The organism is Prevotella communis, from assembly GCF_022024175.1.
Classification (GTDB): Bacteria; Bacteroidota; Bacteroidia; order Bacteroidales; family Bacteroidaceae; genus Prevotella; species Prevotella communis.
The window spans coordinates 40,537-54,263 of sequence record NZ_CP091794.1 but is presented as its reverse complement, the minus strand read 5'-3'; the positions used below and the strand labels follow the sequence as shown (position 1 = coordinate 54,263).

Genomic DNA, 13,727 nt, shown 5'->3' with positions numbered 1-13,727 from the left:
GTTATTGAGCCTGCAAATATAGTGATAATTTTACACATTTGAAAATTTTTTGGCTATTTTCATACATTTTTTATTGATTCCGCGCCTTTTTCAACCAACAAATGATAGGATAATGGTCGCTGGCATCCATTTCGTTATCTACGTAACAGCGTACGGGCTCGTAATCATCTGAGCACATCATATGGTCTATACGGAGATTAAAGCCCTTCCGATTAAATGACAGACCAAGACCGCAACCTGCTGATACAAAGCAGTCATTCAGATGGGTAGCAACGGTATGACGGGTATAGGAAACAGGCGTATCGTTGAAGTCGCCACAGAGGATAATGGGATAGCCACTGTGCGTTTCCACAAACTCATTGACCGTCCTTGCTTGAATCGCACGGTCGGCCATATGCAGCGATAGTTTCTTCAGGATATACCACAACTCAGCCTCCGCAGAATCGCGCTCCACTTCGCCCTTCAGCACCTCCTGATAGCGATTACGCTCCTCACTGGAAAGATGGGTACTCTCCAGGTGGTTGTTGACAACGATAACCGTGTCTTCCTCAACTTGCAGGAAATAGGCTATCGCACCATTGCTTCTCGACGACATGGGGAGGCGTTCCTTACGGATGATTGGGTAACGGGTATGGATGCCTATCGCGTTGAAAATAACGTCATTAGAGAAATGGATGGTATCGTTGTAGGGATAGAGTTCCTTCATCTTTTCAAAGCCATTTCCACCCTTGCCTCCCATGTCTTCCTGCAAACACACGATATCGGCATCTATCCGTTTCAGATAGCCAGCCACCGTATCTACAGCCTGCTCGTATTTATAGTTGCCGCCAAAGCCACAGACATTATACGACACCACCTTGATACCTTCTGCAGGCGGTTCTTTATCAGCATTGAAATTGATAGGGAAATAGGTACGTATGGGTGCATACGCGAGCACCAGTCCCACAACGGGAATCCATACACGTTTCCATTTGAAGATAACCCAGATGGGTATAAACAGGATATTGGCTACTACGGCGAAGGGAAGAAACATGCCCAGACATGCCAGCATAGGATGATCTACAGGATCAATCCTGTCGCTATAGCCAACCAGCAACAGCAGCAAGACTGTCACCACACTGGCTCCCGTCAGCACGCCAACCAATATATTCTTGATAACCTTCACAAGCTCTCAGATCATTTCTCATGACTGGCCTCGAAGAGACGTCTCTTCTCTTCTTTCGACAGACTGTCGTAGCCACTGACGCGTATCTTATCCAGGATTTTGTCTATCTCCTCCTGACGGGCCTTCTTGCGGGCGTTATACTCCAAATCATCCCCAGTACGAGGGTGCGTGGTGGTAGTATTCCATCCAGTATTACCCGTACGACTGGTTCCACTTGTATTTCTTGACCACCTGTCGAAGAACTGACGGGTAGCATCAAAATTGAAATGGCTGTTAGGACGTTTACGCCAATAGAGTATCAGCAGGAAGCCAAACAGCATACCTCCGATATGGGCCATATGAGCCACACCATCACCAACGCTACTCATGGCCGAGACAAACTCGATAATAGCATAAACAGCTACGAACCACTTTGCCTTAATGGGAATAGGCAGGGGGAAGATAAAGATGCGCTCATTGGGGAAAGTCATGCCAAAAGCCAACAGGATACCATAGACGGCACCCGAGGCTCCGATGGTACTTGAGAGGTTCATAATCTGGTCAACAGTCATCAGGCGCTGTCCGTTTACATTCAGCACTTGAGCTGGATCCAGACTCGTCAGACCATCGGCAGCAAACGAGATATACTGCACCATCTCCTGACACAGGCCTGCGCCTACGCCACAGAAGATGTAATAAAAAATGAATTTCTTAGGACCCCACACATTCTCAATCACGCAGCCAAACATCCACAAGGCAAACATATTGAAGAACAAGTGTGTGAAACCACCGTGCAGGAACTGATAGGTGATAAACTGATACACGTGGAAATCGCTAGCCATGAAGAAATGAAGCGCACCCCAGTCCGTCAGACTCTTTCCGCCTAACTCAACCACTGATGCCAACAGATAAACCAGCACGTTTATAATGAGCAGATTCCTTGTTACTATCGGTATATTACGAAACATCTTGTTGATTTACTTTTTATTAGGTTTATTCTTATCTAAATAGTTTCTGGGCGCAAAATTACGAAAAATATCTGTTTTTCAGCACAAAAACAGCCCTTTACACACTTTTTTTCATTAAAAATCAATTTTTTTCGGATTTTTTGTTGGTCGTATGAAGATTTCCTATTATTTTTGCGGTAGATTTTTTTTATAATAACAATTATTATTCACTTTAAAAACCTTTTTTTATTATGAACAAGACAGAATTGGTAGAGAAGATTGCAGCAGGTGCTGGTATCTCTAAGGTAGACGCAAAGAAGGCTCTTGATGCCACAGTAGCAGCTATTAAGGACGCCCTGAAGGCTGGTGATAAGGTAGCTCTCGTTGGTTTCGGTACATTCGCTGTTAGCGAGCGCCCCGCACGTGAGGGTATCAACCCCGCAACAAAGGCTAAGATCAAGATCGCTGCCAAGAAGGTTGCTAAGTTCAAGGCTGGTGCTGAGCTTGCTGACGCTCTGAACTAATTTTTGTAAAGAAAATTACAGAGGGATGCACTTTTCGGCGCATCCCTTTTTTATTTCCCTTCCGTTTTTTCAAATCCTTCATCCCCAGACAAGTATGTGGTTCTTACTCTTCATGATACTTCCCTTTGCAGGACTTGCCTATGTTGGTTGGCATATATGGGTGCTACTGCCATTGGCCAGTATATGGAAAGGCTTGATTCTGACAACAGGCATCGCTTGTTTCTTTATGCTGTTCCTCAATTTCAGTGGCGCTTTGGAGAAAATTCCCCTACCCCTTTCCCGTATTCTCTATGAGACAGGTACCACGACGATTCTTGTCCTGCTCTATCTGGTCATCCTGTTCCTGGTGCTCGACCTGGGCCGACTTGTGCACCTGGTACCTCGTTCGTGGCTTTATGCCAACGGGGTCACATCAGCGGCTATCCTGGGGATGATGCTCACCGTGTTTCTCTGCGGAAATATCCATTATCACAATAAGGTACGCGTGGCGCTGAACCTGCAGACCACGAAACCCCTGAAGAAAGACTACACCATCGTGATGGCCAGCGACCTGCACCTGGGTTACCATAACACACGCAGCGATCTGGCCAAATGGGTGGATATGATGAATGCCGAACAGCCTGACCTCATTTTGATTGCCGGCGACATCATCGACATCAGCGTACGCCCGTTGTTTGAAGAAAAGATGGCAGAAGAATTCCATCGCCTGCAGGCTCCCGTCTATGCCTGTCTGGGTAATCATGAATACTATAGTAACGAACCACGCGCACAACAATTCTATACTGATGCAGGCATCCATCTGCTAAAAGACTCATGCGTTGTTGCAGACGACCTCTGTATCATTGGACGCGATGATCGTACCAATAGGCATCGCCTAGCCATCAGAAAACTGATGCAGCAGGTCGACAGTACGAAATATCAGATTCTGCTGGAACATCAGCCCTATTATCTGGAACAAGCTGAGCAAGCAGGTATCGACTTCCAACTGAGCGGACATACCCACGAGGGACAGATCTGGCCTGTCTCATGGATCACCCATCATCTCTATGACTGTGCATGGGGCAGTTATCAACGCAGTAACACCCACTATTACGTCAGCAGCGGTCTGGGCATCTGGGGAGGCAAATACCGTATTGGCACCCAGTCGGAATATATCGTCTTAAAGCTAACGTCTGAACGCCAGTAACTCCAATACTACAGAACTAATTAGAAACAAAAATCCTCTGTAAGAACCTGTCCTACAGAGGATTGCCTTTTAAAGCTTGTACCCAGACCCGGGGTCGAACCGGGACGGGTTGCCCCACTGGTGTTTGAGACCAGCGCGTCTACCGATTCCGCCATCTGGGCTCTAAAAGCGGGTGCAAAGATACGAAGTTTTTTTTAATTACGCAAAATAATATGAAAAAAAACATGAAAATAGTTGCATTTGTCAATGTCTTTTTGTAATTTAGCCCCCAAATTAATGAACTATTAATCTGCTATATGAATATTTCAAAAAGTAACTACTGTATTATACTCGCTGGTGGACGTGGAAAAAGGCTCTGGCCTTCAAGCAGGATGGAGCGTCCCAAACAGTTTTTAGATTTCTTCGGAACAGGTCGCACGCAGTTGCAGGACACCTTCTGTCGCATGACTTCCATCGTGCCAAAAGAGAATATATATGTATGCACGTGTAAGGAATACGAGCATTGGGTGCACGAACAACTGCCAGAGCTGCAGGACGGATGTCTGATGATAGAACCAATCAATCGTAATACGGCAGGTAGTGTGGCCTGGGCTATGCTGAATATCCAGAAGCGCGACGAGAATGCCAGCATCGTGATAGTGCCCAGTGATCAGTATATCACCGGCGAGGATGCCTTTAAGCGCAACGTCATCGATGGCCTGGATTTGGTAGGACAGAAAGATATGGTGCTGGTGATGGGTATCAAACCCACGCGTCCTGAACCTGGCTATGGCTATATCCAGATGGGTAGCAATGGTGAGTTTGACCATGTGTATCGCATCCAGTCGTTTGTAGAGAAGCCAGAACGCGAGTTTGCCCAGATCTTCATGGATAGTGGCGAGTTCCTATGGAACACAGGTCTTATCCTGAGTAATGCCAACCACCTGCGCCATTGCCTGCGCGATTTGTTCCTCGAGCTCTTCGCCCCAGGCATGTGCGAGAACCATAACTACACCATCGATCAGGTTATCGGCTATATAGAGCGCAACTATGCCTCCCTGCCCAATGTGGCTATAGACCAAGGTCTGCTGCAACAAGGCAATCAGGTCTATGTGATGCAGGTTGACTTTGGCTGGGCCGATATGGGTACCTGGCATTCTATCTATGAGTTCATGAGTCACGGCACAGACGATAACGTGGTGCTCGACTCAGAAGTGATGATGGACGACTGCAAGGGCAACATCATCAAACTGCCCAAGGGTCATATCGGCATCATCAACGGATTGGAAGGCTATATCGTGGCCGAGGAAGGCGACGTACTCTTGATATGCAAAAAGAGCGACTCATCGTCGCTCATTCGCAAGTATGTCAACGAGGTTGGCATACGTTATGGGGAGGATTATACTTAACCCTTAAAGGCTGCGTATATCTTATCAGCTATCTGCTGCATTTCCTCATTGGGGAGATGCAGTTTTTCTTTGCGGAAATCCACGTCGCCCTCGCTGTTCATCGGAATCAGATGGATATGAGCATGGGGCACCTCAAGCCCCAAGACCACCTGAGCCACCTTCTTACAGGGGAATGCCTTCTTCAGGGCTACAGCCACCTGCTTGGCAAACACCTCAAACTCAGCCAACTCGTCATCGTCCATATCAAAGATATAGTCCACCTCACGACGAGGAATCACCAACGTGTGACCTTTTGCCACAGGGTTGATATCAAGGAAGGCATAGAACTTCTCGTTCTCTGCACATTTGTAGCTGGGAATCTCGCCAGCAGCAATCTTACTGAAAATATCCATTGCTTTACTATTATTCATTTTGTCGTTATAACGATATAACGACCTATTCTTTATCCAACAGTAATCTTCTCAATGCGGAGCTTGATGGTGCCACGTGGAATCTTCACCTCCACCTCGTCGCCCACCTTATGGTTCAGCAAACCCTGAGCAATAGGTGTCTGGATAGAGATCTTTCCCTCGCGCAGGTTAGCCTCGCTCTCACTCACGATGGTGTAGGTCATGCGAGCCTTGTTGGCCAGGTTGGTCATCTCCACCTTCGACAGAATCTGTACAGAGTCCGTGCTCAGACGTGATGTGTCTACAATCTTTGCCTCTGATATCTGTTGCTTCATCAGGTTGATCTTAGACTCCAGATGGGCCTGTGCCTCCTTGGCAGCCTCGTATTCACTATTCTCACTCAGGTCGCCCTTGTCGCGTGCTTCTGCGATGGCAGCCGATGCTTTTGGACGTTCAACGCCTTCTAAACGTTTCAGTTCAGCTATGAGTTTATCATAGCCTTCTTGTGACATATAAGCCATAATACTATTGTTTTTTTGTTTTATATTATCTTAGGTATCTCCTTGGTCGGCAAAAAACAAAGAATCCCGACTATTCTCCCAAGTCGGAATCCTCATTATCGCCATTTTGTCTTAACCGTTTGCAAAGATAAGCCTTTTTTCCGAATCGACCAAATTTTTTGAGGGGAATTATTTTTCTGCCCGTTTACGCTCACTCAGCAAAAGGTCGTTTCTCAACGAGCAACTCGACGTTTCTCTATGAGTAACTCGTCGTTTCTCTGACGTTTTTACGTGACATGATTGTTTTTAGGAAAAATACCAAAGAAAAATTTTGATGTTTCTCGATTTGTTTGTACATTTGCCAGCAGAAAGTAAACCATTCATTGATAACCATCATGTTACAACTTCTCAAGAAAACTGTTTTCTTCATCCTTGCAGCCCTCTCTGTTGCTGCATGCAGTAGTAGTGATCCTGAATATGTGGACCCTGAGGCCCACGAGAAGACCATACAGCTGAATGAGAAGTATGGTCCTGTGCTGGTGGGAACTTGGCACTTCGAGAAGATTGGTGAGAAACAGCGCTATTTCGAGCGACTGACATTTCAGGCAGACGGCACGCTGACAGGTATGCGGAAATGGCAAATGCGCGAACTCGTCACCATCAATGGCGAGCAGGTATATACCGATTGGGAGGACGTAGAACTGGGCGTCTGGGAAGACGAAGACGTCAAACAGAACGGCACTTTCTCCGGCACCTGGAAACTGCGCTACTGGGATCCCTATGGAGATGGGAAGCAAAACTATCTGGAACTTTCTGCCAAATACGATAATAAGGATATTGACTTTGCAGCCTACCAGTATAATGCCGTCTTCGACTATGCCGACGAGACGACACTCCGCTTCAAGAGCTATTATATAAGTGGTGAAAATGGCTGGATGATTTTCCAAAGAGGAGAAGCCGAACCAAGCTTCTAAAAATTTTTTTCTTTCGTTTGCAATGTTTCTGTCATTTTCTGCGTATATATAAATGTAAGACTAAAATAATCATGACAGAAACCGAGACAAACCTCATAGCGGGACTGCTCAAGAAAAGTCCCAAAGCCCAACAGCAGATGCTCGACCTCTATGGTCGTGATGTCTTTGCACAGGTGGTGCGAATCGTCTCTGTCATCGAGAATGCCGAAGAGGTCTATCAGGATGTCTTCATCAAGGTCTTTAATAATATAAATAGGTATAATGCCGAAAAATCCTCGCTCAAGACCTGGATTTCGCGCATAGCCTATAACGAGTCTATCAGCTTCCTGAGACACAAAGGGATGCCAGTCGTCTACTTTGAAGATCAGGGTGACAAGGCCGAGGCATTATCAGATACGGAGGTGGACGAGACCTTCGGACATGCCAACCAGGAAACGGTACAACTGATCCGAACGGCATTGAAATATCTGCCTCCTGACGAGCGAGCCATCATCACAATGTTCTATTATGATGAACTGAGCTTAAAGGAAATTGCCGACATCACAGAGTCGATACCGTCAACTATCGCCTCGAAACTAAGCAGAACGAGAAAGAAACTTTGTAGAATCATAAAAATGTTACAGTCATGAACGAGGACAAACTCAAAACTTTATTGGAGCAGGACCAGAACCTGCGCGACGCCATCCGGATGGAAGAGGCGGAGGGTCCTCAGATGCCTGCCGACCTCAACGCCCGTCTGATGCAGAGAGTTCAGCACCCTTCTGCGAAGGAAAGGAGCAAGAAGAAGTGGTGGCCCTGGATTGCAGCAGCCTGTGTGGCTGGCTTCATGATGGTGTACCTGACCCCACCAAAGGACACAACGATGGGAACAGGCATGAATCAGGAAGTAGCCGTAAAGGTGGAACCCAAGCAGGCAAAGCCTCAACAGGACGTTCAACAGGAAATCATCCTGCCAGAAGCACCTGTGAAGGAAACGCCTAAGCAGATAGCCCAAAGCACGCCTGCCAAGCCCAAGAAGCAGCAGACGCCTGTTGTAGAAGAGCCACAAATAGCTCAAGAAACAGCTCCTACAGAAACGCTCAAGGCAGAAACACCAGCTATCGCTCAGGCAGCCACCACAACACTGACAGAACGCGACGTCCCCATTACCCGTCCAGAGAACCTGAAGTACACCCCAGAGGAGATGGCCCTGATGAAGAAACAAGCTAACGAGGCCTACCTAAAATGGGTGGAACTGGAACTGGAAATCGCAAAATACCATTTAGAGCAAACTGCTCAGAAATAATGTGAAAATGTAACAATTTAAAAATGTAAAAATTAAAATTACGAGATATGAAACGTATATTCATCATGCTGCTCATTGCTTGCAGCGCCATAACAACCATTAGTGCCGATCCGTTGGCAAATCCGCAGAAGAAACCTGAGACCGTTATCGCTACCCTGAACGCCATCATCGCTAAGTTTGGCCTGAGCGAAGGACAGGTATATTCCGTGAATCGCAACCCCAATACGAGTATCATCGAGTCGAGTACGAAGATTGTGCCCTTCCGCTGTTCAGCCAACAGTATGCAAAACGATAATGTGCTGAAGGCTGTGGCTCTGAACTTCCCCAAAGAGGAACCTCTGGCTTATCAGTTCCTGCATATCCAGCCTGGCAGCAAAGAGAATTTCTCACTGAAGATCATTACCGAAAATGGTAAGACTCAAGGCACCCAGCACATTCGTACCAATAAGAATCAGGAGATGTGGCTCATGTGCTGCAAGAATTCTGAGAACCCTACGTTGCGTGATGCCTATGCCGTCACTTGGGAATATATGCACGACCAGAAGAATCAGGTATTGGGCACCGTGTATATGATTACCTCGCTGCGTCCCGACCTCTTCGAGAAAAGTATGAGCACTGACCTCTACGCGAAAGATCAGGATGGTTCAAGAATGAGGTTCACCCTCGAAGGCCGTGTAGGCGATGACCTGAAGGATTCTCTCTACGTGTTCTATATAGCTGAAACGGCTGAGCAGCTCAACAATGCTACAGACGATAGCTTTACATTTACGATGCCTGTCATAAACGGCCGTTTCGGTATCTCTGTTGAAAATGACAAGCCTTTTGTGGGTCGTATCCGTACGGTGATGCCCGATGGCTCGCTCTGTCAGCTGTGGACAAACATCGACTGTGTGCCTGGTGAGACCTATCATATCACCACTCATAACGGTTGGTACGAGGAGGACCGCGACTACGAGAATCGTGTAGGTCGCTATAGCGGTAAGAGTCTGCTGAATGCACGACAAATTGCCGGAAATGATGATGTGGATATATTAGAGGTCGACACCATACCAGTAGTAGATGACGTACCAGTAGATTATGTCAATGGTGAAGGAACGAATAGAAGAGTAGATCAGTGGAGAGAGAACCTGACTACGAAACAGAAAGTTCAGTTTGTGTCAAAGGTTCAGACCCTTGATACTTATGAAAAGGTTTTGAAACAAAGCTATGACCTGATTGGTAAGGAAATTAATGGCATGAGAGATCCTTTCCGTATCAATAGTGCTTTCGATATAATCTACAAGCAGAATAAGACGTTTGACAATAATGTGCAAGACTTCGTGAAATTTGTGCTCAGCACGGGTTTACCCAAAGAATCGTTGCCGGATTTATATAAAAAGGTTCTGGATTTGTATAGTAAACAGAATCAGGCAATCGCCGAATTTTACAAGGAATACGGCTCCTACACCAAGTCAGCCCGCAAAGTCCAAAAGCAAGTCAACAAGTTTACGGAGAAATACATGAATGAAATGATTAAACTGATGAAATAATCATATTGAACGCAAATAGTCCTACGACCTAAAGAAGTGAGGCTAATCATAAGAAAAAAGGAGGGGAAAACCATTTCTTCTCCTTTTTCTTTTGGTTCTTTGTTCATTTTTTCTTACCTTTGCCCTCAGGTTACTAAAAACTACAACTATAGAATGAAGCAATTATACATCTTACTATTGGCATTGCTGACTGGAACATCAGCCAGCGCACAGACAGAGTTGACAACCTCTGAGGCAAAATCGCTCTACAAGACAGTCTCTAAAAAGCGACAGAGCGTGCACGACCCATCGGTGGTGTATGAACCTAACAGTAAACGTTACTATATCTTTGGTTCGCATCGTGCCCAGGCTTATACCACTGACCTGCAGAACTGGACGTGGTTCACGTCGCCCTGGAAGGTAGGCAGTAACAATAATGCCAGCAACGAGAATGCTTTTGTAACGCCTAAGGTGACAAAGGTGAAGAAAGGTGGCGTAGAGGTCGACCTGCCTGCTTTCAATGCCAAGGAATGGGCAGCACGTACGGATGCCAGCTATGATATCAACGGCAATATGTGGGCTCCTGATGTCATCTGGAACCCCGTGATGCAGAAATGGTGTCAGTATCTGAGTGTGAACGGCGATAAATGGCACTCCAGTATCATCCTGCTCACATCAGATAATATTGAAGGTCCCTACGAGTATCAGGCACCTGTGGTCATCAGCGGTTTTGATAATGGCAGTCACTCGTTCAAGGATACAGACGTAGAACTGGTACTTGGCACCATGACTACCCTACCCACACGCTATAACAGTCCGTGGGCAAGCACCACGAAAGCCAGTATGCCCAACAATATTGACCCCTGTGTCTTTTATGACGAGGAAGGTAAGCTCTGGATGGCCTACGGCTCTTGGAGTGGTGGCATCTTCATCTTGGAACTGGATGAGGAGACAGGTCTGAGGGATTATGACGTGACCTATTCTGTAGCCAGTGGCGACCCCTATTTTGGAAAACGCATAGCTGGAGGCTACTACGTATCTGGCGAGGGTGCCTATATAGAGTATATTGGAGGCTACTATTATCTGTTTATGAGCTATGGTTTCCTGGATCAGAAGGGTGGTTACGAGATGCGCGTATTCCGTTCTAAGAAACCTGACGGTCCCTATACTGATGGTGGTACACGTAGTGCTGTATTCCCCAGTTATAGCCTCAACTATGGTCCTAACGCCACAGCCCGTGGTGAGAAACTGATGGGTCCCTATAGTCATTGGGGCTATATGTCGCAAGGTGAGCGTTCACAGGGTCACAACTCCGTGATTGCTGCTCCAGATGATCGTACCTACCTGATTTACCACACCCGCTTCTGTAATGACAATAAGGATGACAACGAAGGTCATCAGGTGCGTGTTCACCAGTTGTTCCAAAACAAGAACGGCTGGCTGGTGGCATCACCCTTTGAATATAACGGCGAGACCATCACCAATACGGATATCACCACCAAGCAACCCTTCACCACAGATGAGATAGCTGGCACCTACCAACTGCTGGTTCATAAATACCCCAACGACCATAACAATCTGGAGCAGGTAGAACCTGTCACTATCGTATTAAAGGCTGATGGTACTGTCACAGGCAGTAAAACGGGCACATGGAGTATCGATCAGGGCACACACTACATCACACTGACGCTAGGCAACAGTATCTATTATGGAGTGGTGTATGAAGAGACGATGGACTATACCAACATGCATGCTGTCGCAATTACTGCTGTAAGTAATGGTGGCGTAAGTGTATGGGCCTATAAACTGCATCCTAAGTATGAGCTAGCTTATCAGGTCAAGACACAGAAACTGCCTGTCAGCAATAACAAGAATATCAAGCAGAACGTTGACCTCTATGGCAGTATGCCGCTCTATGGCGACCAGACCACTCTTGAATGGACCAGCAGCAATCCGGCTGTGATCAACAACTATGGCAAATACTATCCCCTGGGACTCGCAGAGGATACGGAAGTAACGCTGACAGCCCGTCTCATCTGTGGTAATTATTTCTGGCAAGAGGCATTCGTTGTCAAAGCCCTCTCAGAGGAAAATGCCAAGAACAGCAATACGACCTGGGCCGATGGTATGCTGGCTCATTACGATTTTGATGATGCAGAGCTGGCCAACAAACTGAACCCATCAGAAAAAGCATTGCTGAAGAAAAACGGTACTGCTGTCGCTCCTGCTGTTGACGATACGGAACTGTTGCGTAATGGCAATACCGTCCATCTGAACTTTGGTGCCAATGGTAAGGAGAGCTATGTAGCCATTCCCAACCCACTAAAGGGAAAAGACCTCGCTAATGGTGCCACTATCTCGTTCTTCGTGAAGCGTACAGATGATAACCTGTGGGATGCGCTCTTTGGTATGGAGAACAACGGCCAGCGCCTCTATATGACAGGCAATCTGTATGTAGGCTTTAATAATGGTAGTGGCAATTATGTAGATATCAACCACCCTGAGACAGTGAAGACAGGCAAACTGACACCAGGCAAATGGGATATGGTGACCATCACCTTCTCGCGTACTGTCAATTCTTCATCAGGTGGCATCACTATCTATGTAAACGGCAACAAGACGACGGATAAATACAAGGAGTCGCTCAATGGAAAAGAAGCCACCACCAAACAAGGCTTCGACTATAACCTCATACTCGACCTCATGGCTTCAAGTGATGAACTGTGGTTAGGAAAAGGCTCGTTCTGGGGTTCTGCCGATGTACGTCTTGACGATGTGATTGTCTACGACCGCGTGCTCAATCTGCTGGATGTTATGGCGCTACAACAGATGACTGATCGCAGCAACATGAATGGTAAGACAACTGGCATTGAGGAAAATGTAATCATTGAAAAATGTAAAAATGATATTATCTGCGACTTGCAGGGACGCCGCATAGAGAATCCACGAAGAGGTGGACTCTATATCAGAAACGGTAAAAAGATACTGGTACGCTAATTATCAATTATCCGCTCGACCTTTGGTCGCTTGCTACCGAAGGGACGCAAGAATTGTCAATTCCTTACAGCAAATCCAGACAACGCTCAATAAATATACCGCAGCAGCGATCTTCCACATCGCGGTTGCGGTATATCATTTCTCGTACTACGTCCATCGCCTGACGGGTGCTGGCAGAGAGTGACTCCTGCTTTATCAGATGACCAATGAGCACAGCAGAAAAAATATCACCTGTGCCGTGATACAGTCCAGGAATCTCGTCGTAGTCGTGGAAGAAGTATTTGCCTGTAGCAGCATCATAGCCACACACCTGATTCTTGTTGTCGATAAAGCAACTGGTGATGATAGCAGAGCGCGTGCCCAACTTCACCAGCTTATCCAGCAAATCGCAAGCCTCGCGACGCGTCAAGCCATCCTGCTTGAAAGGTTCTCCTACCAGATGACAGGCCTCCGTATAGTTTGGGAATATCAGATGTGCCACGCTGACCATCTCACGCATCAGTCGCACCTGGTTCTCGCCTATACCATTATATAATTTACCTCCATCACCCATCACAGGGTCCACGAAGATGGTACATCCCTGTCCGGCCTGATCCCTACAGAACTGCGCCACCAGTCGCGACTGTTCCTCGCTGAACATCAAACCCGTACAGATAGCATCAAAACGGAAACCCAGCTTTTTCCAGACGGGCAAGGTCTGGCGCATATACGCTGTGGTGTCCTGCATGGCAAAATCACCATAGTCGAGGGTGTTAGACACTAATGCCGTTGGCAGATTAAATGCAGGAATACCCATATACGACAAAATAGGCAGCATGGCGGCCATACCCACCTTGCCATATCCTGCAACATCATTTACTAAAAGAACCTTTTTCAACTTTCAAC

The 13,727-nt window shown here is 46.7% G+C and carries 13 protein-coding genes and 1 tRNA gene; 8 read left to right on the top strand and 6 right to left on the bottom strand.

What is annotated here, in order from left to right; all coding sequences use genetic code 11:
* Positions 1–70: 70 nt before the first annotated feature.
* A complete protein-coding gene (locus L6466_RS00245) occupies positions 71–1,165 on the bottom strand; it encodes an endonuclease/exonuclease/phosphatase family protein (RefSeq protein ID WP_237802425.1) in 1,095 nt (364 codons plus the stop codon).
* Between the two features lie 11 nt (positions 1,166–1,176).
* A complete protein-coding gene (locus L6466_RS00240) occupies positions 1,177–2,112 on the bottom strand; it encodes a rhomboid family intramembrane serine protease (protein ID WP_237802426.1) in 936 nt (311 codons plus the stop codon).
* 230 nt (positions 2,113–2,342) lie between these two features.
* Here L6466_RS00240 and L6466_RS00235 point away from each other — a divergent pair, with 230 nt between their 5' ends.
* The gene (locus L6466_RS00235) at positions 2,343–2,615 is read left to right on the top strand and encodes an HU family DNA-binding protein (RefSeq protein WP_091817622.1); all 273 of its coding nucleotides are present in this window, start codon (positions 2,343–2,345) and stop codon (positions 2,613–2,615) included.
* Between the two features lie 94 nt (positions 2,616–2,709).
* A complete protein-coding gene (locus L6466_RS00230) occupies positions 2,710–3,801 on the top strand; it encodes a metallophosphoesterase (RefSeq protein ID WP_237802427.1) in 1,092 nt (363 codons plus the stop codon).
* Positions 3,802–3,880: 79 nt separating this feature from the next.
* On the opposite strand, the gene L6466_RS00225 is transcribed toward L6466_RS00230, so the two are convergent.
* Positions 3,881–3,962 (bottom strand) — tRNA-Leu (locus L6466_RS00225).
* A gap of 135 nt (positions 3,963–4,097) precedes the next feature.
* On the opposite strand from L6466_RS00225, the gene L6466_RS00220 reads away from it, so the two are divergent.
* Positions 4,098–5,189 carry a mannose-1-phosphate guanylyltransferase gene (locus tag L6466_RS00220; protein WP_237802428.1) on the top strand — a complete coding sequence of 364 codons (1,092 nt, stop codon included), beginning with the start codon at positions 4,098–4,100 and terminating at the stop codon, positions 5,187–5,189.
* On the opposite strand, the gene L6466_RS00215 is transcribed toward L6466_RS00220, so the two are convergent.
* Both L6466_RS00215 and greA read right to left on the bottom strand, forming a co-directional pair.
* Positions 5,186–5,581 carry an HIT family protein gene (locus tag L6466_RS00215; RefSeq protein ID WP_237793844.1) on the bottom strand — a complete coding sequence of 132 codons (396 nt, stop codon included), beginning with the start codon at positions 5,579–5,581 and terminating at the stop codon, positions 5,186–5,188. The two genes, L6466_RS00220 and L6466_RS00215, sit on opposite strands and share 4 nt — an antisense overlap.
* Before the next feature lie 50 nt (positions 5,582–5,631).
* Entirely contained in the window at positions 5,632–6,099 is a 468-nt protein-coding gene (greA, locus tag L6466_RS00210; protein WP_091817634.1) for a transcription elongation factor GreA, read from the bottom strand.
* Between the two features lie 374 nt (positions 6,100–6,473).
* On the opposite strand from greA, the gene L6466_RS00205 reads away from it, so the two are divergent.
* The 5 genes from L6466_RS00205 (at position 6,474) to L6466_RS00185 (ending at position 12,842) form a co-directional block, all read left to right on the top strand.
* Entirely contained in the window at positions 6,474–7,052 is a 579-nt protein-coding gene (locus L6466_RS00205; protein WP_237802430.1) for a hypothetical protein, read from the top strand.
* A 71-nt stretch (positions 7,053–7,123) separates the two neighbouring features.
* Positions 7,124–7,681, top strand: coding sequence for an RNA polymerase sigma factor (locus L6466_RS00200; RefSeq protein WP_237802431.1), 558 nt, complete (start codon positions 7,124–7,126; stop codon positions 7,679–7,681).
* A complete protein-coding gene (locus tag L6466_RS00195) occupies positions 7,678–8,337 on the top strand; it encodes an anti-sigma factor (protein WP_237802432.1) in 660 nt (219 codons plus the stop codon). Before L6466_RS00200 ends, L6466_RS00195 begins: the two co-directional genes overlap by 4 nt.
* A gap of 47 nt (positions 8,338–8,384) precedes the next feature.
* Positions 8,385–9,866, top strand: a complete 1,482-nt coding sequence (locus L6466_RS00190) for a hypothetical protein (protein ID WP_237802433.1) — start codon at positions 8,385–8,387, stop codon at positions 9,864–9,866.
* A 153-nt stretch (positions 9,867–10,019) separates the two neighbouring features.
* Positions 10,020–12,842: a family 43 glycosylhydrolase gene (locus L6466_RS00185; RefSeq protein WP_237802434.1), complete on the top strand. Its 2,823-nt coding sequence runs from the start codon at positions 10,020–10,022 to the stop codon at positions 12,840–12,842.
* Positions 12,843–12,906: 64 nt separating this feature from the next.
* Here the strand turns inward: L6466_RS00185 and L6466_RS00180 are convergent, their stop codons facing one another.
* Positions 12,907–13,719 carry a pyridoxamine kinase gene (locus L6466_RS00180; protein ID WP_348535149.1) on the bottom strand — a complete coding sequence of 271 codons (813 nt, stop codon included), beginning with the start codon at positions 13,717–13,719 and terminating at the stop codon, positions 12,907–12,909.
* Positions 13,720–13,727: the final 8 nt, after the last annotated feature.

Excerpts from the sequence above, each read along its gene's own strand:
- L6466_RS00240 (WP_237802426.1), bottom strand. The coding sequence starts at position 2,112 with ATGTTTCGTAATATACCGATAGTAACAAGGAATCTGCTCATTATAAAC.
- L6466_RS00235 (WP_091817622.1), top strand. The coding sequence starts at position 2,343 with ATGAACAAGACAGAATTGGTAGAGAAGATTGCAGCAGGTGCTGGTATC.
- L6466_RS00230 (WP_237802427.1), top strand. The coding sequence starts at position 2,710 with ATGTGGTTCTTACTCTTCATGATACTTCCCTTTGCAGGACTTGCCTAT.
- L6466_RS00220 (WP_237802428.1), top strand. The coding sequence starts at position 4,098 with ATGAATATTTCAAAAAGTAACTACTGTATTATACTCGCTGGTGGACGT.
- L6466_RS00215 (WP_237793844.1), bottom strand. The coding sequence starts at position 5,581 with ATGGATATTTTCAGTAAGATTGCTGCTGGCGAGATTCCCAGCTACAAA.
- greA (WP_091817634.1), bottom strand. The coding sequence starts at position 6,099 with ATGGCTTATATGTCACAAGAAGGCTATGATAAACTCATAGCTGAACTG.
- L6466_RS00205 (WP_237802430.1), top strand. The coding sequence starts at position 6,474 with ATGTTACAACTTCTCAAGAAAACTGTTTTCTTCATCCTTGCAGCCCTC.
- L6466_RS00200 (WP_237802431.1), top strand. The coding sequence starts at position 7,124 with ATGACAGAAACCGAGACAAACCTCATAGCGGGACTGCTCAAGAAAAGT.
- L6466_RS00195 (WP_237802432.1), top strand. The coding sequence starts at position 7,678 with ATGAACGAGGACAAACTCAAAACTTTATTGGAGCAGGACCAGAACCTG.
- L6466_RS00190 (WP_237802433.1), top strand. The coding sequence starts at position 8,385 with ATGAAACGTATATTCATCATGCTGCTCATTGCTTGCAGCGCCATAACA.
- L6466_RS00185 (WP_237802434.1), top strand. The coding sequence starts at position 10,020 with ATGAAGCAATTATACATCTTACTATTGGCATTGCTGACTGGAACATCA.